This is a genomic window from Mesorhizobium sp. SP-1A, from assembly GCF_032460275.1.
In the GTDB taxonomy this organism is placed as follows: Bacteria; Pseudomonadota; Alphaproteobacteria; order Rhizobiales; family Rhizobiaceae; genus Mesorhizobium.
This window is the reverse complement of sequence record NZ_JAVXZD010000004.1, coordinates 103683-129110: the sequence shown is the minus strand read 5'-3', so window position 1 is coordinate 129110 and position 25428 is coordinate 103683. Positions and strand designations below refer to the sequence as shown.

At 66.1% G+C, this 25428-nt stretch carries 29 protein-coding genes; 8 read left to right on the top strand and 21 right to left on the bottom strand.

Translation table 11 applies throughout. From position 1 onward, the window contains the following. Positions 1-8: 8 nt before the first annotated feature. The 5 genes from QU595_RS18910 to QU595_RS18890 all read right to left on the bottom strand — a co-directional run bounded on the left by QU595_RS18910 (position 9) and on the right by QU595_RS18890 (position 3479). On the bottom strand, positions 9-257 hold the full coding sequence (locus tag QU595_RS18910) for a hypothetical protein (RefSeq protein ID WP_315924763.1): 249 nt from the start codon (positions 255-257) through the stop codon (positions 9-11). Between the two features lie 20 nt (positions 258-277). Then, positions 278-775 (bottom strand): class I SAM-dependent methyltransferase, encoded by a 498-nt coding sequence (locus tag QU595_RS18905; RefSeq protein WP_315924761.1) that lies wholly within the window; start codon positions 773-775, stop codon positions 278-280. Then, positions 772-1623, bottom strand: a complete 852-nt coding sequence (locus tag QU595_RS18900) for a lytic transglycosylase domain-containing protein (protein WP_315924759.1) — start codon at positions 1621-1623, stop codon at positions 772-774. Before QU595_RS18900 ends, QU595_RS18905 begins: the two co-directional genes overlap by 4 nt. A 4-nt stretch (positions 1624-1627) precedes the next feature. Further along, positions 1628-2884 carry a flavodoxin-dependent (E)-4-hydroxy-3-methylbut-2-enyl-diphosphate synthase gene (gene ispG, locus QU595_RS18895; RefSeq protein ID WP_315924757.1) on the bottom strand — a complete coding sequence of 419 codons (1257 nt, stop codon included), beginning with the start codon at positions 2882-2884 and terminating at the stop codon, positions 1628-1630. A 415-nt stretch (positions 2885-3299) separates the two neighbouring features. Next, on the bottom strand, positions 3300-3479 hold the full coding sequence (locus QU595_RS18890) for a YdcH family protein (RefSeq protein ID WP_315924755.1): 180 nt from the start codon (positions 3477-3479) through the stop codon (positions 3300-3302). A 239-nt stretch (positions 3480-3718) separates the two neighbouring features. Between QU595_RS18890 and QU595_RS18885 the strand changes: the two genes are divergently transcribed. From QU595_RS18885 to QU595_RS18875, 3 genes are all read left to right on the top strand, one after another. After that, positions 3719-3922 (top strand): YdcH family protein, encoded by a 204-nt coding sequence (locus QU595_RS18885; RefSeq protein WP_315924753.1) that lies wholly within the window; start codon positions 3719-3721, stop codon positions 3920-3922. Positions 3923-4000: 78 nt separating this feature from the next. Beyond that, positions 4001-4498 carry a 5-(carboxyamino)imidazole ribonucleotide mutase gene (gene purE, locus QU595_RS18880; protein WP_315924751.1) on the top strand — a complete coding sequence of 166 codons (498 nt, stop codon included), beginning with the start codon at positions 4001-4003 and terminating at the stop codon, positions 4496-4498. Next, positions 4495-5580 carry a 5-(carboxyamino)imidazole ribonucleotide synthase gene (locus tag QU595_RS18875; protein ID WP_315924749.1) on the top strand — a complete coding sequence of 362 codons (1086 nt, stop codon included), beginning with the start codon at positions 4495-4497 and terminating at the stop codon, positions 5578-5580. Before purE ends, QU595_RS18875 begins: the two co-directional genes overlap by 4 nt. Positions 5581-5602: 22 nt before the next feature. Here QU595_RS18875 and QU595_RS18870 read toward each other — a convergent pair whose 3' ends face one another. The 3 genes from QU595_RS18870 to QU595_RS18860 are packed head-to-tail and all read right to left on the bottom strand — an operon-like array spanning position 5603 to position 6624. After that, the gene (locus tag QU595_RS18870; protein ID WP_315924747.1) at positions 5603-5821 is read right to left on the bottom strand and encodes a hypothetical protein; all 219 of its coding nucleotides are present in this window, start codon (positions 5819-5821) and stop codon (positions 5603-5605) included. 51 nt (positions 5822-5872) lie between these two features. Next, positions 5873-6304 (bottom strand): SRPBCC domain-containing protein, encoded by a 432-nt coding sequence (locus QU595_RS18865; RefSeq protein ID WP_315924745.1) that lies wholly within the window; start codon positions 6302-6304, stop codon positions 5873-5875. Continuing rightward, positions 6301-6624 (bottom strand): metalloregulator ArsR/SmtB family transcription factor, encoded by a 324-nt coding sequence (locus QU595_RS18860; protein WP_315924743.1) that lies wholly within the window; start codon positions 6622-6624, stop codon positions 6301-6303. The genes QU595_RS18865 and QU595_RS18860 overlap by 4 nt, the downstream gene beginning before the upstream one ends. Before the next feature lie 258 nt (positions 6625-6882). On the opposite strand from QU595_RS18860, the gene ykgO reads away from it, so the two are divergent. Beyond that, entirely contained in the window at positions 6883-7008 is a 126-nt protein-coding gene (gene ykgO, locus QU595_RS18855) for a type B 50S ribosomal protein L36 (protein WP_035022199.1), read from the top strand. A 98-nt stretch (positions 7009-7106) separates the two neighbouring features. Next, positions 7107-7733, top strand: coding sequence for a hypothetical protein (locus QU595_RS18850; RefSeq protein ID WP_315924737.1), 627 nt, complete (start codon positions 7107-7109; stop codon positions 7731-7733). Positions 7734-7939: 206 nt separating this feature from the next. On the opposite strand, the gene QU595_RS18845 is transcribed toward QU595_RS18850, so the two are convergent. From QU595_RS18845 to QU595_RS18815, 7 genes are all read right to left on the bottom strand, one after another. Continuing rightward, complete coding sequence (locus QU595_RS18845) at positions 7940-8524, bottom strand: CarD family transcriptional regulator (protein ID WP_315924735.1); 585 nt, start codon at positions 8522-8524, stop codon at positions 7940-7942. Positions 8525-8998: 474 nt separating this feature from the next. Continuing rightward, positions 8999-9337 (bottom strand): ferredoxin FdxA, encoded by a 339-nt coding sequence (gene fdxA, locus QU595_RS18840; RefSeq protein WP_315924733.1) that lies wholly within the window; start codon positions 9335-9337, stop codon positions 8999-9001. A gap of 137 nt (positions 9338-9474) precedes the next feature. Then, positions 9475-9855 carry an RNA-binding S4 domain-containing protein gene (locus QU595_RS18835; protein WP_315924731.1) on the bottom strand — a complete coding sequence of 127 codons (381 nt, stop codon included), beginning with the start codon at positions 9853-9855 and terminating at the stop codon, positions 9475-9477. A gap of 47 nt (positions 9856-9902) precedes the next feature. Next, positions 9903-13145, bottom strand: coding sequence for a helicase-related protein (locus tag QU595_RS18830; protein ID WP_410000528.1), 3243 nt, complete (start codon positions 13143-13145; stop codon positions 9903-9905). Between the two features lie 691 nt (positions 13146-13836). Next, on the bottom strand, positions 13837-14922 hold the full coding sequence (locus tag QU595_RS18825; protein ID WP_315924729.1) for an ABC transporter ATP-binding protein: 1086 nt from the start codon (positions 14920-14922) through the stop codon (positions 13837-13839). After that, the gene (locus QU595_RS18820) at positions 14919-16427 is read right to left on the bottom strand and encodes an iron ABC transporter permease (protein ID WP_315925682.1); all 1509 of its coding nucleotides are present in this window, start codon (positions 16425-16427) and stop codon (positions 14919-14921) included. The genes QU595_RS18825 and QU595_RS18820 overlap by 4 nt, the downstream gene beginning before the upstream one ends. A 223-nt stretch (positions 16428-16650) precedes the next feature. Beyond that, positions 16651-17658, bottom strand: a complete 1008-nt coding sequence (locus QU595_RS18815) for an iron ABC transporter substrate-binding protein (RefSeq protein WP_315924727.1) — start codon at positions 17656-17658, stop codon at positions 16651-16653. 184 nt (positions 17659-17842) lie between these two features. Between QU595_RS18815 and QU595_RS18810 the strand changes: the two genes are divergently transcribed. Next, entirely contained in the window at positions 17843-18001 is a 159-nt protein-coding gene (locus QU595_RS18810; RefSeq protein WP_315924725.1) for a DUF3309 family protein, read from the top strand. Positions 18002-18081: 80 nt separating this feature from the next. On the opposite strand, the gene QU595_RS18805 is transcribed toward QU595_RS18810, so the two are convergent. The 3 genes from QU595_RS18805 to QU595_RS18795 form a co-directional block, all read right to left on the bottom strand. Beyond that, positions 18082-19260: an MFS transporter gene (locus QU595_RS18805; RefSeq protein ID WP_315924723.1), complete on the bottom strand. Its 1179-nt coding sequence runs from the start codon at positions 19258-19260 to the stop codon at positions 18082-18084. A gap of 135 nt (positions 19261-19395) precedes the next feature. Then, the gene (locus QU595_RS18800; protein WP_315924721.1) at positions 19396-19704 is read right to left on the bottom strand and encodes a DUF1244 domain-containing protein; all 309 of its coding nucleotides are present in this window, start codon (positions 19702-19704) and stop codon (positions 19396-19398) included. Positions 19705-19732: 28 nt separating this feature from the next. Beyond that, positions 19733-20530, bottom strand: coding sequence for an N-formylglutamate amidohydrolase (locus QU595_RS18795; protein WP_315924719.1), 798 nt, complete (start codon positions 20528-20530; stop codon positions 19733-19735). A 302-nt stretch (positions 20531-20832) separates the two neighbouring features. On the opposite strand from QU595_RS18795, the gene QU595_RS18790 reads away from it, so the two are divergent. Together QU595_RS18790 and pyk are read left to right on the top strand one after the other, a co-directional pair. Next, positions 20833-21291 carry a DUF1036 domain-containing protein gene (locus QU595_RS18790; protein ID WP_410000536.1) on the top strand — a complete coding sequence of 153 codons (459 nt, stop codon included), beginning with the start codon at positions 20833-20835 and terminating at the stop codon, positions 21289-21291. Then, the gene (gene pyk / locus QU595_RS18785; RefSeq protein ID WP_315924715.1) at positions 21288-22724 is read left to right on the top strand and encodes a pyruvate kinase; all 1437 of its coding nucleotides are present in this window, start codon (positions 21288-21290) and stop codon (positions 22722-22724) included. The genes QU595_RS18790 and pyk overlap by 4 nt, the downstream gene beginning before the upstream one ends. 96 nt (positions 22725-22820) lie before the next feature. On the opposite strand, the gene QU595_RS18780 is transcribed toward pyk, so the two are convergent. From QU595_RS18780 to QU595_RS18770, 3 genes are all read right to left on the bottom strand, one after another. Then, on the bottom strand, positions 22821-23594 hold the full coding sequence (locus tag QU595_RS18780) for an amino acid ABC transporter ATP-binding protein (RefSeq protein ID WP_315924713.1): 774 nt from the start codon (positions 23592-23594) through the stop codon (positions 22821-22823). Beyond that, a complete protein-coding gene (locus QU595_RS18775) occupies positions 23591-24271 on the bottom strand; it encodes an amino acid ABC transporter permease (protein WP_315924712.1) in 681 nt (226 codons plus the stop codon). Before QU595_RS18775 ends, QU595_RS18780 begins: the two co-directional genes overlap by 4 nt. A gap of 140 nt (positions 24272-24411) precedes the next feature. Next, complete coding sequence (locus tag QU595_RS18770; protein WP_315924710.1) at positions 24412-25185, bottom strand: amino acid ABC transporter substrate-binding protein; 774 nt, start codon at positions 25183-25185, stop codon at positions 24412-24414. Between the last annotated feature and the right edge of the window lie 243 nt (positions 25186-25428).

Sequence of the window (25428 nt, the reverse complement as noted above, 5' to 3'; positions counted from 1 at the left end):
GTCCCGCATCAGGCCAGACATCCCAGCGGAATGATCTCGCAGGAAGCAGGCGTGCAGGGCGCGCCCTGCCAATCGCCGAGCCAGCGATCGACGGCAAGCCCGGCTTCCGCTATCGCCGCGGCAACCTCCTCCTTGGCCGGGAAGGCTATGCACGATCGCGCTTGAAGAACACGGTCGCCCGCTTCCGGTCGATAAAAGGTCTGGTAGGTCACGACGCCGGTGGCGGCGTCGCAGGCGACATCGTTCCATGCCGTCACCACACCCAGCCGAGGGTGCACTATGGACCGGCGCGAGTTCTCCGGCGTCCATTCGCGCCACTCCTCGGCGGCTGGATTGCGGTGTCGAACAGGAAGCGCCCGCCGGATTCGAGATGCGCCGCGATCGTCTCCAGCACGGCCTTGCGATCGGCGTCGGTCAGGAACACCTGGAAGGCATGGCCCGTCAGCAAAATCAGGTCGAACTTCTGCCTAAGACGCACGTCGCGCGCGTCCGCCCTCACCCATTGCGCGCTCTTTCCACCGGGCCGACTGCGGGCGACATCGAGCATCGCTTCTGCCGGGTCCACGCCGACGACGCATCGCCCGGCGCTTAACGCGGCCACAAGCTGGCCGGTGCCGCAGCCGAGATCGAGCACCGAGCCCGCATCCCGCGCGAAGGCGACGCAATAGTCGAAATCCGCCCCGCCCCGGTTCTCGACGTCGTAGAACTGCACCAGATCAGGATCGGTATAGAGCGGGTCGGCTGTCCTGACCGGTTCGTCGCGTCCAGGGCTCATCGGTTCCTCATCACCACGCAGGAGCCGCCGGCCCCGCGCAGCTTCTGGCAGATGCGATCCGCGCCGGTACGGTCGTCGACCCCGATCCGCACCGCATAGACGCCCCGCCGGCCCATGGGCGTGCGCACGCGGCTTACAACCGGGTCGTAGCCCGCCAGCAGCGCGGGGAAGCGCCCCTGCACGCGCTGCCACTGCCGGATGGCGGCGGCACGGCGGAAATTGCCGGCCACCTGCACCCCCCACGGCTTGACGTTGATCGAGGCCATCGCCACCGTTTGCGACATGATCACCGGCAGATGGCGGCAGGCCACGGCAAAGTTCAGCTTCTTGTCCAGCGGACGGATCGTTCCGGCATGGCTCCTGTCGGTGAAATTGTCCACCGGCTCGCCCATCACGTCGAGCACATAGGCCTCCGTCTCCAGCGGCAGGAACCCGCCGGAGGCGAGCCAGCGCGACACCCGGCTCTCGCCGGCATTGTAGGCGGCGGCGGCCAGGCCGAGATTGCCGTATCCCGCCTTCAGCTCGGCCAGGTAGCGCGCCGAGGCCGGAATGGCCTGCTCGATGTCGAAAGGATTTTCGAGCCCGCGCATCTTCGCCGTGCCCGGCATGAATTGCGCGATGCCCTCGGCGCCCACCGGACTGACCGCATTCGGATCGAAGCGGCTTTCCTTCCAGATCAGCCGGGCGAAGAATTCCCTCGGCAGGCCCGCGCCGTTGGCGGATGCCTCGATCAGTTCGCAGACGCGGCCGATCAGCCGCTGCTTGCCGGGCATGGGCGGATCGGCATATGCGCCGGTGGCAAGGCAGAGAAGACAAGCGGCAAGGAAAGCGCCGAACGCCGCGCGCATCGGCCTATCCGGCCGCCTTTGCCCTGACGCCCTGCCCGAAGCGCTGCTCGATATAGTCGCCGACCATCTTCTCGAAATCGGCGGCGATGTTCGGGCCGCGCAAGGTCGCCGCCTTGCGGCCGTCGATGAACACGGGCGCGGTGGGCGTCTCGCCGGTGCCCGGCAGCGAGATGCCGATATCGGCATGCTTGGATTCGCCCGGCCCGTTGACGATGCAGCCCATCACAGCCACTTTGAGCTGCTCGACGCCCGGATACCGTTCGCGCCAGACGGGCATGTTGCGGCGGATGTCCTCCTGGATCGACTGCGCCAGTTCCTGGAACACCGTGGAGGTGGTGCGGCCGCAGCCGGGGCACGCCGCGACGATCGGCACGAACTGGCGGAAACCCATGGTCTGGAGCAGTTCCTGCGCCACCTGCACCTCGCGTGTGCGGTCGCCGCCGGGCTCGGGCGTCAGCGAGATACGGATCGTGTCGCCGATGCCCTGCTGCAGCAGGATGCCCATGGCCGCCGAGGAGGCGACGATGCCCTTCGAACCCATGCCCGCTTCGGTGAGGCCGAGATGCAGCGCGTGGTCTGACCGTTGCGCCAGCATCGTGTAGACGGCAATCAGGTCCTGCACGCCGCTGACCTTGGCCGACAGGATGATCTTCTCGCGCGGCAGGCCGATCTCCTCGGCCATCTCGGCCGACAGGATGGCCGACTGCACGATGGCCTCGCGCGTCACTTCCTGCGCGGTCAAGGGTGAGCCGGCGGCCTGGTTCTCGTCCATCAGCCGCGTCAGCAGCTCCTGATCGAGCGACCCCCAGTTGACGCCGATGCGCACCGGCTTGTCATGCCGGATCGCCATTTCGACGATATCGGCGAACTGCCGGTCCCTCTTGTCCTTGAAGCCGACATTGCCGGGATTGATGCGGTATTTCGCCAGCGCCTCGGCGCAGGCCGGATGGTCGGCCAAGAGCTTGTGGCCGATATAGTGGAAGTCGCCGACCAGCGGCACGTGGATGCCGAGCCGCTCCAGCCGCTCGCGGATCTTCGGCACGGCGGCGGCGCTGTCGTCGCGGTCGACCGTAATGCGCACGATCTCGGAGCCGGCGCGCGAAAGCGCGGCAACCTGCCGCACGGTCGCGTCCACATCGGCCGTGTCCGTATTGGTCATCGACTGCACCACGACCGGAGCGGTGCCGCCGACCATGACGCCGCCGACATCGACGCCGACGCAAGCGCGGCGCGGAAATGGAGACGAAAAATACCCGGTCATGCCGGTGCCTCGTGTCAGAAATCCGTGCATGAGGTGGCCGACGCCGGCCGCCTTGTCAATGGCGCCGACCTGTTCGGCCGGTCGAATATCGATATCGGCTATGGCTCATGCCCGGCAATCAGCCCCCGCAGCGCGTTGTCGGCCGCAATCATGGCCGCTTTCGGACGGGATGCGCATTCCGCGCCGATGAGGCTTGCGAGGCAAGGCTTGAAACAACCTTCCGATAACGGAAACCGGTTTCGGAACCGGGATATGCGCAAAGAACAGATGCCTGCAGCGCACCGGGCGAGCCTGAAAGATGCCGCCGTGCTTCAACATGGCTATGCGAATGTGAGGCAGATCATATTCCGGCGACCACCTGCCGCCGGAATATGGGAATCATCCTGGGGGAGTTGGTATGCGATCGAAACGCACTTCAATGCGTCGTGGGAAGCGTCCTCAGTTTCTCGATCTCGTCCTTGAGAGCCAGCTTGCGCCGCTTGAGATTGGCGATCTCCAGATCGTCAACCGAAGGATGCAGCATCGCTTCGTCGAGCTCGCGCTCGATGTCGCCATGCTTCCTCTGCAGCTCCTCAAGATGGGATGCAAGAGACATGATTGGTTCTCCCTTTCATGGTTTGCTCGATTGCGACCGCCTTGAGCGAATCCCGGAAAGACCCGCCAACATGACGGCTGCGTGACACTCTGCCACCAAAGGTCACCTATGTCGAATGATGTATGGTAGCATTCCCCGACAGGCTGAAATGTGCTATGGGCTGCGCACCGGCGAAAGGACGCCGGCCGCGCGCGCCCGCTCGGTGCATTCCCGGCGATGAAACTCGCAGAATGGTGGACATGTCGGAACAGGAACAGGCCGAAATTCGCCTCGAATTCGCGCGGTTGAAACAGGAACATGCCGATTTCGATGCAGCCATCAACGCGATGATCGCAATGGGCTGCGATCCGCTTCAGATCCAGCGCATGAAGAAGAAAAAGCTCATGCTGAAGGACCGGGTCCAGAAGCTGGAAGACCGCCTCATACCCGACATAATCGCCTGACCGGCCGGTGCTGGCCGCCTCTCCTTGCCCGATTCCAGATTTTGAGCTAAGGCGCGATTTCCACCGAGGAGTGCGCAGTTGCACGACAAAAGCGCCGACGTCGCCATCATCATGGGCAGCCAGTCCGACTGGGCCACGATGCGCCATGCCGCCGAAATCCTCGAGGCGCTGGGTATCTCCCACAGGAGCCTGATCGTCTCCGCCCACCGCACGCCCGACCGGCTCTACGATTTCGCCAAGGGCGCCAAGGCGGCCGGCTACAAGGTGGTGATCGCCGGCGCCGGCGGCGCGGCGCACCTGCCGGGCATGACGGCTGCGATGACGCCGCTGCCCGTCTTCGGAGTGCCGGTGGAATCCAGGGCCTTGTCCGGCCAGGATTCGCTTCTTTCCATCGTGCAGATGCCCGCCGGCATCCCGGTCGGCACGCTGGCCATCGGCAAGGCCGGCGCCGCCAATGCGGCCCTGCTCGCCGCCGCCGTGCTGGCGCTGTCCGACAAGGCGCTGGCCGGCCGGCTGGACGCCTGGCGCGCGGCCCAGACGGCGAAGGTCGCCGTCGAGCCGGTCGACGCGCCATGACCCCGCTTCCGCCCGATTCCACGATCGGCATCATCGGCGGCGGCCAGCTTGGCCGCATGCTGGCGATGGCGGCCGCGCGCCTCGGCTATCACACGGCGATCCTCGAACCGCAGGCCGACTGCCCGGCCGCGCAGGTGGCGGACCGCCAGATCGTCGCGGCCTATGACGACACCGCGGCACTTGCCGATCTTGCCGACGGCTGCGCGGTCGTCACCTACGAGTTCGAGAACGTGCCGGTGGCCGGCGCCAACGCGCTGGCGGCGCTGGTCCCTGTCTTCCCGCCGCCCAGGGCGCTGGAAGTGGCGCAGGACCGCATGGTCGAAAAGCAGTTCCTGAACGGCATCGGCATCCCCACCGCGCATTTCGCTCCCGTGGATGACGACGACCAGCTGGCTGCCGCGCTCGCCAGGTTCCACGGCAACGGCGTATTGAAGACGCGCCGCATGGGCTACGACGGCAAGGGCCAGCGCGTCTTCCGCAACATGACGGGCAGCGGCTTTTCCGGCACCTGCGAGGCGATGGGCAACGTGCCGCTGATCCTCGAGGATTTCGTACCCTTCGAGCGCGAGATTTCGGTGATCGCCGCGCGCGGCGCCGATGGCGGCCTCGCCGCCTACGACCCGGCCGAGAACGTCCATCGCGACGGCATATTGCACACTTCCACCCTGCCGGCCCGCATTGGGGCCGCCACGGCGGAAGCCGCCAGAACCGCGGCGTGGAAAATCCTCGGGGAACTGGACTATGTCGGCGTCATCGGCGTCGAGTTCTTCGTGCTTGAAGACGGCTCTTTGCTCGTCAATGAGATCGCGCCGCGCGTGCACAATTCCGGCCACTGGACGGAAGCGGCCTGCACCGTCTCGCAGTTCGAGCAGCATATCCGCGCCATTGCCGGCCTGCCGCTGGGCTGGACGCAACGCCATTTCGACTGCGTGATGGAAAACCTGATCGGCGACGAGGTCCTCAAGGCGCCCGCCCTGCTCGCCCAGCCGGACGTGGTGCTGCACCTCTACGGCAAGGCCGAGTCACGGCCCGGCCGCAAGATGGGTCATTTCACCCGGCTGGGATCGCCGACCGGCCGTTGAAGATTTCCGGCTCGTACCAAGGCTAAGCCTCGGCGCGCGCCGCACGTCCTTTGGCGGTGTAGGGCAGCACGAACATGTAAAGACCGCTGAACAGCAACAGGAAGAGCGGCGGCAGCGGCGAATAGACCACCCACATGGGCGGCGTCCCGAGCGCCATGGCCACGAAGTTGGCGATGACGGTCGCCGTGAAGGCGACGGCCAGCCAGCGATGCGTTTGCCGAATCCATTTATTCCAGCCCAATCGAACCTCCTCTCGCTAAAATCATCTGGTTTGAAACTTCTTCCGGGCCGGTCAGACGGCCCGTGCCAGCACTTGCTCCAGCTTCGCCAGGAACTGCGGCCAGCCGGCCTTGGCGCCGCCATAGGCCTGCTTCTGGTCCGGGCGGAAACCGGACTGCTCCACTCGCAGGCGGGTTCCGGCGCCGGTGGAGGCAAGCGTGAATGTCACCACGCTCCTCAGGTTGAAGGCCGGATCGTCGTGGCTGAAGTTCCAGCTGTAGGACAATGTCCGGTTCGGCTCGACGGACAGCACCTCGCAGTCCAGCGTGCCGCCCCATTCGCCGCGCAGGTTGAAACTGTGCCCCACCACCGGCTTGAAGTCGTTCTTCATCAGCCATTCCTCGATTAGCTGAGGTTGCGTGAGCGCGCGCCAGATCTTCTCTGGCGGATAAGGGATATCCCGTTCGACGACGACGGAGAGCGTCCCGGTCGGCAGTTCGTTCATTGATCCATCCTCTTCAGCAGGTCTTCGAGGTCATCGAGCCGGCTTTCCCAGAATCCGGCCATGCGGCTCGTCCAGTCGACCAGCGGGGCAAGCGCGTCAGGCTGTGCGCTGTAATGCGTCTGGCGCCCCTGGTGGCGGTCGCGCACCAGCCCCGCCTGTTTCAGCGCGCCGAGATGCTTCGATACCGCCGGCTGGGAGACCCCGGCGTGAGCCGTCAGCGCCCCGACCGTCATCTCGCCTTCGCGGCACAGCCTTTCGAAGAGGGCGCGCCGCGTCGGATCGGCAAGCGTTTTGAAAAGCAGGTCGCGAGTCTCCGGCATCGCAATCGATAACCCGTTGGTTATGGCTTTATGCATAACCATAGAGTTATGGATTGGTCAAGCGGCAGGATGACAGGACATCGCCACGGCGCGCGATACATGCCATACCGGGGTCGTGTCCGTCGGTTCAGGCGCAGTCCGGCTCGCGGACGGTTGACACGGGCAAGCCTCCTCGTCTATGAGCCGGGCACCATTCGAGCGCGCCTTCGGGCGCGTTTTAAACATCGGCCCGTAGCGGGCTCAGGAACGGGCACGACCATGAAGATCAAGAACTCGCTCAAGGCGCTCAAGGCGCGTCACCGGGACAACCGCCTGGTTCGCCGCAAGGGCCGCATCTACATCATCAACAAGACCGACCCGCGCTACAAGGCTCGCCAGGGCTGAGTCGCGGCAGGGCCGGACGCTGCCTGAATTGCGAGCACGCCGGCCGGCCTTCCATGTTTCCGTTTGACGTTCCGCAGCCGGGGGATAGATTCCCCGGAATGCGGAATGTTGTCTTTTGCGCGCTTCTTCTATCGGCCACCCAGCTTCTGCCTGCCGCGGCCCAGGAGCAGGCGCCGGCGCAGCCGCCTCGGCAGGCGGCTCCCGGTGCGGCGCCCCCGCCTGCGGATACCCTGCCCCAGACCAGGTCCCAACGGCTGGACAAGCTGTTCGCCGCCCTCAAGCGCGAGCGCAACGAAAAGGCCGCCGAGCGTATCGTCGCACAGATCTGGCAGGAATGGGCGCAGTCCGGCAGTGCCTCCATCGACCTGATGATGCAATGGTCGCAGAAGGCGGTCGAGGAGCAGAAATACGACGTCGCGCTCGATTTCCTCGACGAGGTGGTGACCCTCGATCCGTCCTATGCGGAAGGCTGGAACCGCCGCGCTTCCGTGCATTTCCTGATGAAGAACTACGCCAAGTCGATGGCCGACATCCTCAAGACGCTGGAACTGGAGCCGCGCCATTTCGGCGCCCTGTCCGGTCTGGCCGCGATCATGGCCGACACTGGCCGCAAGCAGGACGCGCTGGAGGCGTGGCAGCGCGTGCTCGACATCTATCCCATGTCCCGCAACGCCCAGAACCAGGTGGCAACGCTGTCCGAGGACCTGGCCGGGGAAGGCATCTGAGGCACGACCGGCCGTAGTGCCATTCTCGGACCGTATCGCTGCTCCCACATGATGGGCGGGAGACTACTCTGCCCCTTTTTTCCAGAATACGCGGCGGCGCTGTACCCTTCGGACTGCCCGGCCGCGCATAGGCGCGAGTTCTCCAAGGCAAAGAAAAACCCGGCCTCAAGGGCCGGGTTCTGTCTCTGCGCCGGAGCGAAGAAGGCTCAGGCGGCCTCTTCCTGCTCGGTTTCCTCGTTGTCCGCCTTGGCGCCGCGCTTCGGACCCTTGTTGAGGTTGACCTCGATGAGGCGCACGGCCTCGGTCTCCGACATGCGGTTGACGGCAGCGATCTCGCGCGCCATGCGGTCGAGCGCGGCTTCGTAGAGCTGGCGCTCGGAATAGGACTGCTCGGGCTGGTTGTCGGCGCGGTAGAGGTCGCGCACCACTTCCGAAATGGAGATCAGGTCGCCGGAATTGATCTTGGCGTCATATTCCTGGGCGCGGCGCGACCACATGGTGCGCTTCACGCGGGCGCGACCCTGCACGACCTTCAGCGCGCGGTCGACATAGTCGGTCTCGGACAGCTTGCGCATGCCGATGGACGTGGCCTTGGCGACCGGCACCTTGAGCCGCATCTTGTCCTTCTGGAAGTCGATCACGAAAAGCTCCAGCTTCATGCCGGCGACTTCCTGCTCGTCGATGGACACGATCTGCCCGACGCCGTGAGCGGGATAGACGATGAACTCGCCGGTCTTGAAACCGTGACGCGCGGCCGATACGGGCTTCTTCTGCGGTGTGGTGGTTGCCATTACGCCCAGAACTCCTTGGTTGTGGCGCCGGCTTGCTGCCGGCTGAACACGGGCTGCCGGTTGACCCGGCCGAAACGGCGCCCGATCATGCGGGATCGGTCCACCGCCTCATCTCAAATAATGCACCGGCGTCCTGCGGCGATGAACCTGCGCCCGGCGCATCCGGTTGGCCGAATGACAAGCAAGTTCGCCCGGTAAAGCCGGACCCGGCATGCCGCAATCGCGGTCGCCTGGTCCAAGATCGCTCTGGTCCGGGTTGCGTAACTCACCTTTCAGTGATTAAGGCCGCTTTCAGCCATAAATCGACATATGTCACGAGGCATGTGACCTATATCTAGCACAAAAAGTCGGAAGAATCAAGAATTTGCTGCACGCGCGAAGGGATACGGAGACGGCCTCCGTCAAGTCCCGATCTGCTGCGGCAGGCTGACGCAAGGTCACCCAGACCGATACTATATACGCCGTGGCGCGCCGTCAGTCACCGCCGCCGGGTTCGGCCGAGAAATATTTCTCGAACTTCCCTGCCTCGCCGTCGAAGGCCGCCGCGTCCGCAGGCGGCTCCTTCTTGGTGGTTATGTTCGGCCACTTCTCGGCATATTCGGAGTTGACCTGAAGCCACTTGTCGAGCCCGGGCTCGGTGTCCGGCTTGATGGCGTCCGCCGGACATTCGGGTTCGCACACGCCGCAGTCGATGCATTCGTCGGGATGGATGACGAGCATGTTCTCGCCCTCGTAGAAGCAATCGACCGGACAGACCTCCACACAGTCCATGTACTTGCATTTAATGCAATTATCGGTCACGACATAGGTCATCGGCGGCTCCGGGAAGGTCCCGTCTGTCAAAATCTTCGCCGGTCAGGTAACGCCTTTGTCGGGCGCTGGCAAGGGTGCCGTTTGCCGGGCCGTTGGCCCAATGCGGAACGTTTTTCCGGCAGCCAGCGAAGAGCCGGTCAGTCCTCGTCGCGCAGCCGGTCCGTCTGGCGCCGTTCCTTCTTGGTCGGCCGCCCGCTGCCGGCCTCCCGCAGCGGTGCGATCGCATCCTCGACGCCGCGCGGAGCCGGCGCCGGCGAAAGGTCCTCGTACAGCGTGCGCGCCTCCTCGGCCGGGCCGCGCCGCGCGCCTGGAGCCACCACCTTCCACACCAGGATGCGGCGATCCAGCGTCATGGTCAGCACGTCGCCGGGCCTGACCAGATCGGATGCCTGCGCTGCTTTGTCGCGATTGATGCGAACCCGCCCGGTGGCCACCAGCTTGGCGGCCAGCGAGCGCGATTTGACCGCCCGGGCGAAGAACAGCCATTTGTCGATGCGCTGCCGGCCTTCGGCGGACATCGGGTTCAGCGGCTGGCTTCAGCCGCGCGCACGCAACGCGACGGCATCTATTTCTTCAGCTGGTCCCGCAGCGCGGCCAGCTTGGCGAAGGGCGAATCGGGATCGATCCGCGCCGGGCGTTCGTCTCGCCGGGACTGGAAAGCCGGCTTACCGCCCTGACCGCTCTTGCCGCCCCCATGGCCGCCGCCCCCATGGCCACCTTGCCTGCGATGCTCGTTGTGGCCGCCATTTCGCTCGGGGCGCCCTTCCTGGCGCTCGCCCTGCGGCCTGCCGCCGGGCTTGCCCTTGAAGCGGGGGCGGCCTTCTTCCTTGCCGTCCGCATGCTGCTGACGGCCTTCGGCCGTCTGAGCCTGGCGTGCGCCTCCGCGCTGGCGATGCTCGGGGCGCTGGCCGCGATGCCGCTCGAAGCGGGCTTGCCGCCAGAGCAGGATCGGCTTCGGCTCCTCGGCCTCGACCGGAGCTTCCGCGGCAGCAGCCTCGGCGCCTGGCCCAACAACAGCGTCTTCAGCCTGGCTTTCGCCCGCCTCGGCCGCCACCGTGCCGGCGCTCGCCGAAGCCGCTTCCTGCGGCTCGCCTTTCGCTTCCTTTTCGACGACGGCCGCCGGCTCCGCGCCTGCCGCCGCAGCCTCCGGAGCTTCGGCCGGGCCGGCATGCTCGGCCGGCTGCTCCGGCGTGGCCTGCTCTTCCTGCAAGTCTTCCACAGCTTCGGCCTGCTGCGCCGCCGCCTCGGCGGCCACCTTGGCCTCTGCCGCCTGCCGCGTGGCCTCGTCCAGGGCCTCCAGCTTCGCCTTGACCTCGTCCGCCGGCTTCGCTTCGGCCCGGTAGCCCAGACCTTTCAGGATCTCTTCCATGTCGTCGGCAGTGGCGCCGAGGATAGACATCATCGGCGGCGTCACCATGAAGGACTGGCCGTCATAGGCCCCGTCCGGACGGGGACCGAGGCCCGGCTTCCAGTTGGTGGCCGGACGGATCAGGTCGGCCAGCCGCTCGAGGATATCGACGCGCACGGCGCGCCGTCCGAGATTGCGGTAGCCGGCAAGGCGATAGAACGTCTTGTCGAAAGCCGGATCGACCATGACCGACGTGCGCCCGGTCGCCAGCGCGTTGACCACGTCGCCGAAGCCCGGCTTGTCCTTGCCGTCGTTCTTCAGCGCCCACAGAAGCGTGATGAGCCCGGCCGGGGCGGGCTTGATCAGCGAAGGCACGAAAATGTGGTAGGCGCCGAAGCGCACGCCGAGCCGCCGCAGCGCCGCCCGCCCCTCCTGGTCGAGCGAACGCATGTCCTCGGCGATGTCGCGCCGGTTGATGAGGCCGAAATTCTCCACGAGCTGGAAGGCGATGCCGCGCGCAATGCCGGAAAGCTGATCCGTCGCCTTCAGCTCGGCCAGCGGCTTCAGGAACTGCTCGATCTGGAAATTGACGAAACGCTCCGCGCGCGCCGCCACCTTGTCGCGCGCCGGGCCGGTAAGCTGCTCGTCCGCGAACAGCACCAGACGCGGCTTCAGCGCGTCCTCGCCCGCCACCAGCGTGCCGATCGGCTGGCCGATCCAGCGCAGCGTGCCGTCGGAGCCGAGCGCGATGTCGTTGTTGCCGGAAGCGGCGAAGCGCTCCGCGCGCGCCTCGAATTCGGCCGCCAGCGCCTTCTGCGCGGCCGCGCGCACCGCCTTGGCGTCCTCGCCGCCGGCGCTCTGGTCGGCGGTGAAGCGGAACCCCTGCAACTCGCCGACATGATGGCCCTCTACGAGGACCGTTCCGTTTGCGCTTATTTCGGCATCAAGCATGGTGTTTTCTCTAAGGCGCCGCATGAGGACGGAAGTCCTGCGGTCTACGAAGCGTTTCGTCAACCGCTCATGCAGCGCATCCGACAGTCTGTCCTCGATTTCTCTTGTCTTTTCCTGCCAGTGTGTCGGATCGGCCAGCCAGCCGGGACGGTTGGACACGAAAGTCCAGGTGCGGATCTGCGCGATGCGATGCGAGAGCGTGTCGATGTCGCCCTCTGTCGTCTCGGCCCGGCGCACCTGCACGGCCATGTAGTCCTCGTCGACATGGCCGCGCCGCGCCAGGTCCATATAGATCGAGGCGACGAGGTCGGCATGCTGGGCCGGCGCGATCTTGCGATAGTCCGGCAACGCGCAGGCCTCCCACAGAAGCGCCACGCGCTGGTGGCCGGTGGCGAGCGCGCGGATGTCGCCGTCCTTCGACAGATATTCCAGCGCCTGCGCGTCCACAGCCGGCAGGGCGCGCGTCAGCCCTTCCACCGGGGCGTTGGTTTCGATGGAGCGCTTCAGCGCATCGAGCGAGGCGAAATCGAAGTCGGCTGTGCGCCACTGCAGCACCTTCACCGGCTCGAAATCGTGGCTCTCGATCTTCTGCACCAGATCGTCGTCGAACGGATCGACCCGGCCGGTGACGCCGAAGGTGCCGTCGCGCAGGTGCCGTCCGGCGCGGCCGGCGATCTGGCCGAGTTCCGCTGCGGTGAGCTGGCGGAACTGGTAGCCGTCGAATTTCCGGTTCTGCGCGAAGGCGACGTGATCGACGTCGAGGTTGAGCCCCATGCCGATGGCGTCCGTGGCGACGAGATAGTCCACGTCACCGGACTGGTAGAGCGCAACCTGGGCGTTGCGCGTGCGCGGACTGAGCGCGCCCAGCACCACCGCGGCGGCGCCCTGCTGGCGGCGTATCAGCTCGGCAATGGCATAGACCTCGCCGGCCGAGAAGGCGACGATGGCCGAGCGGCGCGGCAGGCGCGTGAGCTTCTTGGATCCGGCATAAGCGAGATGCGACAGCCGCGGCCGCGTCACCACCGACACGCCCTTGAGCAGCTTCTGCAGGATGCCCTGCATGGTGGCGGCGCCGAGCAGCAGCGTCTCCTGCCGCCCGCGCAGATGCAGGATGCGGTCGGTGAAGATATGGCCGCGTTCCAGGTCGTTGGCGAGCTGGACCTCGTCGATCGCCACGAAGGCCGCGTCCGTTTCGCGCGGCATCGCCTCTACGGTGCACACCGAATAGCGCGCGCCGGCGGGCTGGATCTTCTCCTCGCCGGTGACGAGCGCCACCTTGCTTGCGCCGACCTTCTCGCACAGCCGCCCATAGACCTCGCGCGCCAAGAGACGCAGCGGCAGGCCGATCACCCCGCTCTCATGCGCCACCATGCGTTCGATCGCCAGATGCGTCTTGCCGGTGTTGGTGGGCCCGAGCACGGCCGTCACGTCACGGCCGGACAGGATCAGCGGCTGTTTCACGGCCGCCTGCCCCGCCCTCGGCGCGGTCTTTGTCAGCTGGATATCCATCGGCCTGGAGAGAAACCTTCTCGTCCGTATTCCTCGGATGCGCGCCCCCGCGCGCACTGATGACAGCCGACACATAGGCATTCGCAGGCGCGAGCGAAAGCATAATGTTCCGCGCCCCGTTCACAGCCAGGGCCCTGCTCCCGCCGCCTCGGCCTTTAACGTTCGGAACGAGTCTGGAACGAATCGGCGACGAATCACTGACTCTCGCTGATTCATGCTTCGTTCACGGCTAGATATGGACTTTCGGCAGCCGCTCCGCACCAGATCGTGAATCGGCAGAGGAGCCTGGCTCGTCACATGAAACGCCGTTGTTAACTTTTTTGCCTGCTGGCGTCGGCCATGCGGCGGCTCGACGTGCCATTCGAGCGCAAGGCCTTGAAAAGAATGCGATTTCTTAACGCGGATTAATCATTTCGCCGCCTCGCGGCCGGCTTCGCGTTAACGTTCCGGCCAAAGCCGGAACGAATCGGCGACGAATCGGCGATGCGTAGGTTTTCCCGTTTCGTTCCCTACAACATATTGTGCACCGCACAGCTTATCCACCGATTGTCCACAAGCGGGGAGCCGCTGCGGCCTGGGATTCCGGCCCGGCATTAACTTTTCCGTGCCGAAACGGGACAGGCGCGTCAGGAGAACTTCGAAAAAGGCTTGCAATCCGCGCCGTTTCGGAATCCGGCCCGAAGCCGCGGTTTCAGGAAAACACGTGCGCGGCGCCGACCACGTGAATGCGCACGATCTCGCCCACGGACGGCGCGTCGGTGCCGGCCTTGCGCAACATCAGCGGCGTGCTGCCGATGGCTGCCGCCTCGGGCGGATCGAGACTGTTCAGCAGCTTCACCGCCACCGAGCATGTGGCGCCGCCGAATTCCAGGTCGGTCACCTCGCCATAGAGCTGGCCCGGCCGCGCCGCCATGGCTTCCTCGCGCGTCGCGCGCTCCAGCATCACCTGCTCGGGCCGCAACATGATGCGGGCGAGATCGCGCTTGTCCTTGGTTTCAAGCGCGATGCGACCCAGCGAACATTCGGCGAAACCGCCGCCCACCCTCGCCGGCAGCACGATCGCCTCGCCGAGGAACTCGGCCACCATTCGGTCCTTCGGCTTGAGATAAAGTTCGCGCGGCGTGCCGACCTGCGAGAAGCGGCCTTCGCGCATGACGGCGACCTGATCGGCAAAGGACAACGCCTCGGCCTGGTCGTGCGTCACCAGTATGGTGGTGATGCCGGCCGCCTCCAGCATCTCGGCCACCGCCTTGCGCATCGAGGCGCGCAGGCCGGTGTCGAGGGCGGAAAAGGGTTCGTCCAGCAGCATCAGCCGCGGCTTCATCGCCATCGCGCGGGCCAGCGCCACCCTTTGCTGCTGCCCGCCGGAAAGCTGGTGCGGCCGCCGCTTCAGGATGGCGGCGTCCAGCCCGACGATATAGGCAAGCTCGGCAATGCGCTCCTGCCGCCGCGCGGTGCTGCGTGCCAGGCCGAAGCCGATATTCTCCGCAATGGTCAGGTGCGGGAACAGCGCCCCGTCCTGGGCGACGAGGCCGATGCCGCGCAAATGGGCGGGCACGCTGCCCGTCTCGTCGGCGAGAACCTGTCCGTCGAGCACGATGCGGCCCTTGTCGGGAACCTCGAAGCCGGCGATCAGCCGCAGGAGCGTGGTCTTGCCGCAGCCGGACGGCCCCACGATGGCCGTGCGCGTGCCGGGCGCCACGGCCATGTCCACGCCGGCCAGCGCAGCGACCGGGCCGTAGTTCTTGTAAAGACCGTGCAGTTCGAGAAGGCTCATCGTCCGGCCATCCGTTTCGACTGGACATAAAGCAGCCAGGTGAGCGGCAGCGACATCGCCACCATGATCGCCGCGTAAGGCGCCGCTGCGGCGTAGTCGATCTCGCCGCTGTAGTTCCAGAACGCCATGGCCAGCGTGCGCGTGCCGTTGGGCGCGAGCATCTGCGTGGCGGTTAGTTCGTTCAGGATGCCGAGCGCCGAAAGCGCCAGCCCGGCGGCTGCGCCCGGCGCGGACAGGCGGATCGTCGTGGCCCAGAGCGCCTTCAGGGGCGGACGGCCGAGGCTGCCTGCGGCGCGTTCCAGTTCGACCGGCGCCTGTGCGACCGAGGCGCGCAGGCTGATCAGCGCGCGCGGCAGGAACATCAGCCCATATGCCAATATGATCGTGAACAGCGTCTGGTAGAGCGGCATCGCGACGTGGACGGTGATCGTGACCAGCGCCAGCGCCACCACTACGCCCGGCAGCGAGCCGACGATGTAGTTGGTGCCTTCCAGCATTCTTTGCAGGCGGCCCGGCGAGCGGATCGACATCCACGCCATCGGAATTGCCGCAAGTGTCGCCAGCAGCCCGCCGGCAAGCGCAAGGAACAGCGTCTGCCCCAGCGCCAGGCCGATCTCGTCCAGGCGCCAGACGCCGGCGCCTCCGGCGATCAGCCAGCGGCCGATGGTGGTGAAGGGAACTCCGAGCGACAGCGCGGCGACGACGATCGGCAACATCATGCAAGGCAGCGTCATGCGGCCGAGCCGGGCGCGCTGCTGCTGGCGCGCCGCGCCGGAACCGACGCGCGCATAGCGTTCCTCGCCGCGCGCGAGCACCTCGATACCCAGGAGCACTAGGCAGCAGACCACCAGCACGCCGGCCAGCATGTTGGCCGCCGCGCCGTTGAAGGTCGACTGGAACTGGTCGACGATCGCCGTGGTGAAAGTGTCGAAGCGGATGAACACGTAAAGTCCGTACTCGGCCAAAAGGTGCAGCGCAACCAGCAGCCCGCCGCCGCACAGAGCGAGCCGCATCTGCGGCAGCACGACACGCAGGAAGATGCGCCCCGGGCTCAGGCCGAGCGATGCGGCGGCGTCCTCCAGCGCGGGGTCCAGACGGCGCATCGCCGCCGAGATCGGCAAATAGAGGAACGGGAAATAGGCGATGACGGAAATGAACACGCCGGCCCACAGCCCGTTCATGCCCGGAAACAGCGTCACCCAGGCATAGGAGTGGACGAAGGCCGGAACCGCCAGCGGCGCGACCGACAGCCACGACCACAGCCGCGCGCCGGGGAGGTCGCTGCGCTCGGTCAGCCAGGCGAGCGCCAGAGCCAGCGCCGCCGAGATCGGCACGGCGAAGATCGCCAGCAGCGCGGTATTGGCCAGAAGCTCTCCGACGCGCGGCCGGAACACCAGGGCGGCCACGGTTTGCCATCCCGCCTGGACCACGGCGACGACCACGAAGCCGAGCGGCAGCAGCGCGAGCAGCGACACCAGCACCGCCGCGATCGCGATCCAGGGCATGGGGCGGCGGCGCAGACTCCGGCCCGTCACAGCCCTGACCGCGACGTCCGAATGCGCATAGCCGGCCGACGATGCCATCGCTTCACGCGGTTTGAAGGCCGGCCGAAACGGTCGGGCGGCAGGGAGCGCGACCGGGGGTTCGGTTCATGATATCGGCCTTTCGAAAACAGGACACTCCCGCTCCGGATATGCGCGGGAGCATCCCTTTTACGGCTAATGTCGGCTAAAGCAAGCCGGCTGCCGTCATCAGGTCGGTGACCTTTTTGGAGTTGAGCTTCTTCGGGTCCACCTTCGGGGCGTCCAGATCGGCCAGCGGAACCAGCTTGGGATTGGATTCATCGCCGGCGCCGACCGCGTATTCATAGGACGTGCCGTTCTTCAGCACGTCCTGGCCGCCCTTGCCGGTGACCCACTTCAGGAACGCCTGCGCTTCCTTCGGATGCTTGCTGGAAGCCAGCACGCCGCCGCCCGAAATCGACACGAACGCCCCCGGATCCTGGTTCTTGAAATAGTGCAGGGCCACGTTCTTGCTGTTCTCGCCGGTCTTGGCCTGATCGCCGAAGTAGTAGTAGTGATAGATGATGCCGCCGTCGATTTCGCCGGCGTTCACCGCCTTCATCACCGTGCCGTTGCCGCGATAGGCGGTGAAGTTGGCCTTCATGCCCTTCAGCCACGCCGCGGTGGCCTCCTCGCCCTTCAGTTCCAGCAGGCCGCTGACGATCGCCTGAAAGTCGGCTCCCGAAGGCGACGCGGCCCAGCGCCCCTTCCAGGCCGGATCGGCAAGGTCGAGCATCGACTTGGGCAGTTGGTCTTCCTTCAGCTTGTCCTTGTTGTAGGCAAAGACCGTGCTGCGCGCCGCCACCCCGGTCCACTTGCCGCTGGAAGGCCTGTAGTTCTCCGGCACCTGCGCCAGCGTATCGGCATCGACCGGCGCGAACAGGTCCGCGCTTTCGACCAGCGCCATGGCCGGCGAATTCTCGGTCAGGAACACGTCCGCCGGCGAGGACGCGCCCTCGGCGACGATCTGGTTGGAGAACTCGCTGTCGCCGCCATTGCGCAGCGTCACCTTGATGCCGGTTTCCTTGGTGAAGCCTTTCGCCCATTCCTTGGCAAGGCTCTCGTGCTGGGCATTGTAGACGACGATGCCGTCGTCCTGCGCCAGTGCCGGCGCGGCTGGGAGGCCTGCTGCCAGCGCGGCGGTCCCGACCAGCATGGAAAGAATGGATTTCATGGCTTTGTCCTTCGACTGAGGGCGATCCGATGGACAGCGGTTACCAATAGTTGACTGCACCAGTCAAGATTGAAATCCGGGAACCCGCCGATTAAGCCCCAAGATCATATGAGGCCCGCCCGGAACCGCGGGGCGGGTTTTCGCATTGTCTCTCCGTCGCATAACTCAAAGCGAGGGACTGTCCATGACGCTCAGCACCATACTGGTAATCATTCTTATTCTGATCCTGATCGGGGCTGTGCCGAGTTGGCCTTATTCTCGTGGTTGGGGCTACGGCCCGTCCGGCATTGTCGGCGTGATCCTCGTCGTCGTCCTGATCCTGTTGCTCATGGGCCGGATCTGATCCCCGCCCGGGTCTGACCACGGGGAAAAGGCGGAGGGCCGGGGCCTTCCGCCTTTCGCGATTCCGCTCTGCCGATTGCCTTATTCTGCCGGCTGAGGCGCGAAATCCGCGCCGCGCGCGAGGTTCGACATCAGGCACACCACGACCAGGAAGCCCGCCAGCACGACGAAGACCGGCGAGAAGCCGACATGTTCGGCGGCAAAGCCGATGGCCGATGGCGCGATCAATATGCCGGAATAACCCATCGTCGTGACGACGCTCATGCCCGTGCCGGGCGCCAGGCCCGGCTGGTTGCCGCCCGCCGAGAAGGCGATCGGCACCATGTTGGCGATGCCGAGCCCGGCGAAGGAAAAGGCGGCGATCGCCAGCCACGGCCAGGGCGCCAGCGCCGCGACCAGAATGCCGAAGGCGGCGATCAGGCTGGATATGCGCAGGGTCTTCACCGCGCCGAAGCGGTTGCGCACGCCATCGCCGGCAAAGCGCATCAGCGACATGGTGCCGGAGAAGAAGGCGAAGGCGAGCCCCGCCGTGGCGAGGTCCGCGCCGAGTTCCTGTTTGAGGTAGAGCGCGGCCCAATCGAGAATGGCGCCTTCGGGAATCATGGAAAGCAGCGCCATCAGCCCGACCAGATAGATAGCGGGCGAAGCCGGCAGGGAGAATTTGCGGTGGGCGTGCGCTGCGGGCTGGCGGTGGTCGGCGACCAGGCGCGGTGCGGCGACGGCCAGCATGGCGATGGCGACCGCGGTCACCAGCGCGGCGTGGATCACCGGGCCGAAATTCTGGATCACCATGCCGCCTGCGCCACCGCCGGCGAAGCCGCCGAGGCTCCAGAAGCCGTGCGACGACGACATCACCGCCCGTGACAGGCGCCGCTCCACGGCAACCGCGTTGGCGTTCATGGCCACATCCATGCCCCCGGCGAAGCCGCCGAACAGGACCATCGCCACCGCCGCCAGCGGCACGTTGGGCGCCAGCGCCACCAGCAGCAGCGCGAACACCGCCACTGAGGCGAAGCCGCGCAGCACAGCGCGCGAGCCATGCCTCGACATCAGGTAGCCGGACAGCGGCATGAAGACCAGCGCGCCGAGACCGAAACCGAGGATGAGCAGGCCCAGCGTGAACTTGGAGATGTCGAGCCGCGCCAGGAACACCGGAATCTGCGGCGCCCAGCTTCCCGTCAGGAATCCGTTGATGAAGAACATGGCCGCGACGGCCCAGCGGCCGCGCACGGCGGACTGCATGGCGTTGACCGCCTCCATGATGACTCCGAACGGTGTTTTACGAAGATTCGCGCAACCTAGATCGATTTAAGTCCCAGTCAAGCGAACGAACCGGGCAGGCTTTAGGCCAGCGCGGCCCGCTTGCACACCGGTGTCGTGACAGGTCCGGCGGCCTCAATGGTCCTTGGGACGATTGACCTCGAAGGCCGCTTTCTGCGCCTGGGAAGCCTCCGTCTGGTAGAGTTTCTGCCACTCGGCATAGGGCATGCCGTAGACGATCTCGCGCGATTCGTCCTTGGTGAGCGCCACGCCTTCCGCCTCGGCGGCCTCGCGATACCAGTTCGACAGGCAGTTGCGGCAGAAGCCGGCGAGGTTCATCAGGTCGATGTTCTGCACGTCGCTGCGCTCGCGCAGGTGCCGGAGCAGCCGGCGGAACGCCGCGGCTTCGAAATCGCGCTGCTGGTCTTCGGTGATCCCGGTCATCTTCAAGGCTCCCTGAGCCGGCTTTCCCTCACGCTCGATCCGTGCGGGAGCCGAACATCCTGACTTCATGTATATCGGGCCGGCGGTTGATGGCGTCAACGATGGGCGCCAGCCGCTCTGCCCAGGCAAGCGCGCCCGCGCCGTCGGCGATGAGGTCCTGCCTTATCTCCACCAGCGCATGGGCGAGGCCGTTCGCGGTCGCGTGCTTGAACATGGTGTCGCCGCGCAGCGCGCCGTCATAGGGCTCGTTGTCGCCCACGACGAGGCTGCCGTCGGCCGCCAACGCCTCGATCAGCGGGCGCGGCGCACGGCCGTCCTTGTCCCAGAGGATCCCGACATGCCACGGCCTGATGCGCCCCTGCATGACCGGCGTGAAGGAATGGACCGACAGGATGAGCGGCGCCTGCCCGGCAGCTTCCGCCACCGAGGCGATCATTGCCGCCACCGCGTCATGATAAGGCCGGTAGAAGTTCTCCAGCCGCCGCTCACGCTCTTCCTCGGCCAGCGGATAGTTTCCCGGCACGATGGTGCCGTCATAGAGCTGGCGGATCAGCGTCGGGTCGTCCTCGCCGCGGTTCGGGTCGATGAGCAGCCGCGAGAACCCCGCCAGCACGGCCGGCGCGCCGGTCAGCGCGGCCAGTTCGCGCGTCACCGCCTCGACGCCGATGTCATAGGCGATGTGCCGGCCGAATTCGGCGGCAGGCAGGCCGAGATCGCCGTATTCCTGCGGCAGTTCGCGGCGTGCATGGTCTGCCAGAAGCACGAGGCCCTTGGCGCGGTCGCCCTCGACCATGTCGAAGGGAGCGAAAACTGTGGATCGGGTCATCGGCGGGGAAAATCGGTCCGTTGGTCGGCGGGCAGGGTGCTAGTCTGGTGATCCCACGAAGCGGACACGCGCGCAATGCCGTTGTTTGGCCAAGGTTTTTACCGAAATCATGCGCAGGACGCGAAGGACCGCTCGGCTTGCCCGTCTAAATCGATTGGATTTGGGTGGCTCTGCGCGTTGACATGCGCCCGGACTTTTCCGAAAAGGGGCAACCGAACATGTCGCTGACATTCCCGAGGGGTTCTACAATGCAATCCGCCGGCAGGCCGCGCGCGCGCAGGGCCTTTGCCTTGCCGCTGACGATGCTTGCCGCGCTGCTCGTGATGCCGCTGGTCGCGGCGTCGCCGGCGCGGGCGGATTTCCGCGTCTGCAACGCGACGCAGAACCTGGTCGGCGTCGGCATCGGCTATCGCGCCAAGGCCGGCTGGATCACCGAGGGCTGGTGGCACATCGACGCCTCGAGCTGCAAGACGCTGATCGAAGGGCCGCTGTCGTCGCGGTTCTACTATCTCTATGCGGAAGACGCCGAGCGCGGCGGGCGCTGGGACGGCCCGATCAGCATGTGCGTGGCGGAAAAGGAATTCAAGATCGCCGGCGTGACGGACTGCGTCGCCCGAGGCTTCCAGCGCGCCGGTTTCCAGGAATACGACACGGGCGAACAGGCGAACTGGATGGTCCAGCTCACCGATCAGCCTTCAACGGATGGCGCCGCCCCGAGCGCGGGCGCCGCCGCACCTACGGGAAGCAACGGACATCCATGAGACGCAGCCGCAAGGTCAAGATCCTCGCCACCATCGGCCCGGCCTCCTCCGACGAGGCCATGCTGAAACGGCTGTTCGAAGCGGGCGCCGACGTGTTCCGCATCAATATGAGCCATGCGGATCATGACCTGATGCGCACGCTGGTCGGCCGCATCCGCGATGTGGAGAAGGCTGTCGGCCGTCCGATCGGCATCCTTGCCGACCTTCAAGGCCCCAAGCTGCGCGTCGGCAAGTTCGCCAGGGGCAAGGAAACGCTGGCCGTCGGCCAGACCTTCACGCTGGACGACGATCCCACGCCGGGCGACGCCACGCGCGTCCATCTTCCGCACCCCGAAATCCTGCGCTCGGTCGAGCCCGGGCATCGCCTGCTCATCGACGACGGCAAACTGGAGCTGAAGGCCCTCAGCGGCGATGGCAGGTCGATCGTCTGCACGGTCGTCGCCGGGACCGGCATCTCGGACAGGAAGGGCGTTTCCCTGCCCGACACGGACCTGCCGGTCGGCGCGCTGACGGAGAAGGACCGCAAGGATCTCGACGCCGCGCTCGCCGCGGGCGTGGACTGGATCGCGCTTTCCTTCATCCAGCGCCCGGAAGACCTCGCGGAGGCGCGCAAGATCGCACGCGGCCGTGCCCTGCTCCTGTCGAAGATCGAGAAGCCGCAGGCGGTAAAGCGGCTGGACGAGATCATGGAACTGTCCGATGCGCTGATGGTCGCCCGCGGCGACCTCGGTGTCGAGATGCCGCTAGAGGCGGTGCCGGGCATCCAGAAGCAGATCACCCGCGCCGCGCGCCGCGCCGGCAAGCCGGTGGTGGTCGCCACGCAGATGCTGGAATCGATGATCTCCGCCCCGGTGCCGACGCGCGCCGAGGTGTCGGACGTCGCGACGGCGGTCTTCGAGGGCGCGGACGCCATCATGCTCTCGGCCGAATCCGCCGCCGGCGCCTATCCGGTCGAAGCTGTGGCCACCATGAACCGTATCGCCGAACAGGTCGAGCGCGATCCCACCTATGCCTCCGTCATCAACGGCCAGCGCGCCGCTCCGGAAGCCACCGGCGCTGACGCCATCTCGCTCGCGGCACGGGAAATCGCCGAGACGCTGAAGCTATCGGCCATCGTCACCTACACGGCGTCCGGCAACACCGGGCTGCGCGCCGCGCGTGAACGGCCGCAGGTGCCGATCATCGCCCTGTCGCCCATCCTGGAGACGGCGCGCCGCCTGTCGCTGGTCTGGGGCACGCATTGCGTGGTGTCGGAAGACGCTACGGACCTCGACGACATGGTCAGCCGCGCCTGCCGTATCGCCTTCGAGGAAGATTTCGGCGAACCGGGCGACCGCATCATCATCACCGCCGGCGTGCCGCTGCGCACGCCGGGCTCCACCAACATGCTGCGCATCGCCTATCTCGAACCGGACGGCCAGAGCGGCCACTGAAGCTGCGAGGGATGCGGCGGAGCCTCGGCGGCCTCCCGCCGCATCTTTTGTTTCTGCGCATTTCCGGCGTAAACCGGTTCGCGCCTTGCCAGGAGCCTATGCCTCTTTCGCCCGGGCCGCTTCCTGCTCCTGTCGCAGCGTGGCGATGAAGCGTCTGGTGCGCTGATGCGCCGGGTTGGAGAAGATGCCCTCGGCCGGCCCCTTCTCCACGATGGTGCCGGCGTCGAGGAAGACCACTTCGTCGGCAACCTTCGAGGCGAGCCTGAGATCGTGGGTGGCCATGACCATGGTCGTGCCTTCGCGGGCAAGCTGGCCGAGCACGTCGACCACCTCCTGCGCCAGTTCCGGGTCGAGCGCGGAGGTCGGCTCGTCGCACAGCAGCACCCTGGGCGACGGCGCCAGCGCGCGTGCGATGGCGACGCGCTGCTGCTGCCCGCCTGAAAGCGTCGCCGGCCAGGCATCGGCCTTGGCCGCCATGCCGACCTTTTCCAGCAACTCCATCGCCCGTGCCCGCGCCCGGTCCTGCGGCCATTTCAGCACCGTGACCAGGCCTTCCATGACGTTTTCCAGCGCCGTCCGGTGCGGGAACAGCTGGAAATTCTGGAACACCATGCCGGTCTGGCGCCGCAGCCGCTGGATGTCGCGAAAAGGCACCCGCGCGCCGGGGCGGAAGGTCAGGGCCTCCTCGCCGATGCGAACCGTGCCCGAGGTCGGGATTTCCAAAAGATTGATGCAGCGCAGCAGCGTGCTCTTGCCGCCGCCGGAAGGGCCGATCAGCGCGGTCACGCTGCCTTCGTTCATGGCGACGCTGACGTCCTTCAGCACCAGATTGGTGCCGAAGCGCTTCTCGATGTTCTTCAGCTCGATCACGACCGCGCCTCCAGAAAGCCGCCATAGCGTCCGAGCCGTTTCTCCAGCCTGACCTGCAGCGCCGAAAGCACCGAACTCATCACCAGGTAGATCAGCGCCGCCTCGATATAGAGGATCAGCGGCTCGTAGGTGACGGCGACGATGCGCTGGGCCGCCTGGAACAGCTCCGGCACGGTGATGGCGGCTGCGAGCGAAGTGTCCTTGACTAGCGAGATGAAGGTGTTGGACAGCGGCGGCACCGCCACCCGCGCCGCCTGCGGCAGGATGGTGCGGCGCATGGCCTGGCTCCAGGTCATGCCGATGGAATAGGCCGCTTCCCATTGCCCGCGGGGCACGGAGCTGATGACCGCGCGGATGATCTCGGAGGAATAGGCGCCGATGTTCAGGGTGAAACCGATCAGTGCCGCCGGGAAGGCGTCGAGCACGACGCCGGCCGCCGGCAGGCCGTAGAAGATGAGGAACAGCTGCACCAGCAACGGCGTGCCGCGAATGATCCATACGTAGAAGCGCACGACGGCCACCAGCGGCGCGGGCCCGAACAGCCGGACCAGCGCCACGATCAGGCCGAGCGTCAGCCCCAGGGCGAAGGACAGCAGCGTCAGCGGGGCGGTGAAGGCCAGCGCCGCCCATAATAGCGGCCCCAGCGACTCCAGCATCAGTTGCAGCCAGTGCGTCACGAATCTTCTCCCCTCAGGAGCATGGGCGGCGGGATTCCGCTACAATCGCCGAAGCCGCACCCGAAGCAAACGAAAAAGCGGCGGGCCGGGCCGGCACGCCGCCTTGGAGGAGCCGCTGACCGCAGCCCAAGGCAGGAGTCCTATTTGGAAACGTCCTGCCCGAAATAGGTGTCGGCGATCTTCTTGTAGGTGCCGTCCGCCTTGATCTCGTCCAGCGCCTTGTTGATCGCCGCGACCAGCTCGGGCTGGCCCTTGCGCACGATCACGCCGGAATAATCGGCATTCTCCTCCTGCGCCGCGATCTTCACATTCGCGTCGGGCTTGTGCTTCTTGAAATCGTAGAAGGACAGGCTGTCGTTGATTGTGCCGTCGGCGCGCCCGTTGAGCACGAGCTGGATCGACTGGTCGAAGCCGTCCGTTCCGACCAGCTCGGCGCCGTTCTGCTCGGCGAGCTTGCCGAAATTGGACGTCAGCGACTGTGCCGACTTCTTGCCCTTGAGGTCGGCGAAGCTCTTCAGCGTGTCGTTGTCGCCGCGCACGATCAGCACTGCCTTGGAGGCGATGTAGGGCTCTGAGAAATCATATTTCTGCTTGCGCGCGTCGGTGATGCCGACCTGGTTGATGACGGCGTCGTAGCGGTCCGCGTCCAGCCCTGCGATCAGGCCGTCCCAGCGGCCTTCGAGGAACTCGGCCTTGACGCCCAGCCGCTTGGCGATCTCGCGGCCGATCTCGACGTCGAAGCCGACCAGCGCGCCCGAGGCGTCATGATAGGTGAAAGGCGCATACGTGCCTTCCGTCCCGATCCGGATCGCCCCGGCCTGTTTGATCTTGTCCAGATTGTCGCCGGCATGCCCGGCGGTCACGGCCAGCACCTGGACGGTTGCGGCCACGAGCAGCGATTTCAGCCATTTCATCTTTTTGTGATCCTGGATTTGGGGTCGACGACAACCGCCGCCCGATGCGGATGAAGCGGAATCTGGCAGAACTCTCCCGGCGATTTAAGCAACAGATTTTCAAACAAGCAAGATTTCCGGAATGAAATGCTCAAAATCCGGTCCCGCTCCCGGTCGGCCGGCTCCTGCCGCTGCGTCATTCCCAAGAACGGCCTGCAAGCGGCACTGGAACAATCGTTTCAGCGGCACGTTGTTGTGCGTTGT

Bases quoted from the DNA above. Each gene is read 5' to 3' on its own strand.
- QU595_RS18770 (WP_315924710.1), bottom strand. From the start codon at position 25,185: ATGAAATGGCTGAAATCGCTGCTCGTGGCCGCAACCGTCCAGGTGCTG.
- QU595_RS18830 (WP_410000528.1), bottom strand. From the start codon at position 13,145: ATGGATATCCAGCTGACAAAGACCGCGCCGAGGGCGGGGCAGGCGGCC.
- QU595_RS18875 (WP_315924749.1), top strand. From the start codon at position 4,495: ATGACCCCGCTTCCGCCCGATTCCACGATCGGCATCATCGGCGGCGGC.
- QU595_RS18905 (WP_315924761.1), bottom strand. From the start codon at position 775: ATGAGCCCTGGACGCGACGAACCGGTCAGGACAGCCGACCCGCTCTAT.
- fdxA (WP_315924733.1), bottom strand. From the start codon at position 9,337: ATGACCTATGTCGTGACCGATAATTGCATTAAATGCAAGTACATGGAC.
- QU595_RS18860 (WP_315924743.1), bottom strand. From the start codon at position 6,624: ATGCCGGAGACTCGCGACCTGCTTTTCAAAACGCTTGCCGATCCGACG.
- pyk (WP_315924715.1), top strand. From the start codon at position 21,288: ATGAGACGCAGCCGCAAGGTCAAGATCCTCGCCACCATCGGCCCGGCC.
- QU595_RS18820 (WP_315925682.1), bottom strand. From the start codon at position 16,427: ATGCCCTGGATCGCGATCGCGGCGGTGCTGGTGTCGCTGCTCGCGCTG.
- QU595_RS18815 (WP_315924727.1), bottom strand. From the start codon at position 17,658: ATGAAATCCATTCTTTCCATGCTGGTCGGGACCGCCGCGCTGGCAGCA.
- QU595_RS18810 (WP_315924725.1), top strand. From the start codon at position 17,843: ATGACGCTCAGCACCATACTGGTAATCATTCTTATTCTGATCCTGATC.
- QU595_RS18825 (WP_315924729.1), bottom strand. From the start codon at position 14,922: ATGAGCCTTCTCGAACTGCACGGTCTTTACAAGAACTACGGCCCGGTC.
- QU595_RS18890 (WP_315924755.1), bottom strand. From the start codon at position 3,479: ATGTCTCTTGCATCCCATCTTGAGGAGCTGCAGAGGAAGCATGGCGAC.
- ispG (WP_315924757.1), bottom strand. From the start codon at position 2,884: ATGACCGGGTATTTTTCGTCTCCATTTCCGCGCCGCGCTTGCGTCGGC.
- QU595_RS18850 (WP_315924737.1), top strand. From the start codon at position 7,107: ATGCGGAATGTTGTCTTTTGCGCGCTTCTTCTATCGGCCACCCAGCTT.
- QU595_RS18805 (WP_315924723.1), bottom strand. From the start codon at position 19,260: ATGGAGGCGGTCAACGCCATGCAGTCCGCCGTGCGCGGCCGCTGGGCC.
- QU595_RS18900 (WP_315924759.1), bottom strand. From the start codon at position 1,623: ATGCGCGCGGCGTTCGGCGCTTTCCTTGCCGCTTGTCTTCTCTGCCTT.
- QU595_RS18790 (WP_410000536.1), top strand. From the start codon at position 20,833: ATGCTTGCCGCGCTGCTCGTGATGCCGCTGGTCGCGGCGTCGCCGGCG.
- QU595_RS18795 (WP_315924719.1), bottom strand. From the start codon at position 20,530: ATGACCCGATCCACAGTTTTCGCTCCCTTCGACATGGTCGAGGGCGAC.
- QU595_RS18885 (WP_315924753.1), top strand. From the start codon at position 3,719: ATGTCGGAACAGGAACAGGCCGAAATTCGCCTCGAATTCGCGCGGTTG.
- QU595_RS18865 (WP_315924745.1), bottom strand. From the start codon at position 6,304: ATGAACGAACTGCCGACCGGGACGCTCTCCGTCGTCGTCGAACGGGAT.
- QU595_RS18835 (WP_315924731.1), bottom strand. From the start codon at position 9,855: ATGTCCGCCGAAGGCCGGCAGCGCATCGACAAATGGCTGTTCTTCGCC.
- QU595_RS18845 (WP_315924735.1), bottom strand. From the start codon at position 8,524: ATGGCAACCACCACACCGCAGAAGAAGCCCGTATCGGCCGCGCGTCAC.
- QU595_RS18800 (WP_315924721.1), bottom strand. From the start codon at position 19,704: ATGACCGGGATCACCGAAGACCAGCAGCGCGATTTCGAAGCCGCGGCG.
- ykgO (WP_035022199.1), top strand. From the start codon at position 6,883: ATGAAGATCAAGAACTCGCTCAAGGCGCTCAAGGCGCGTCACCGGGAC.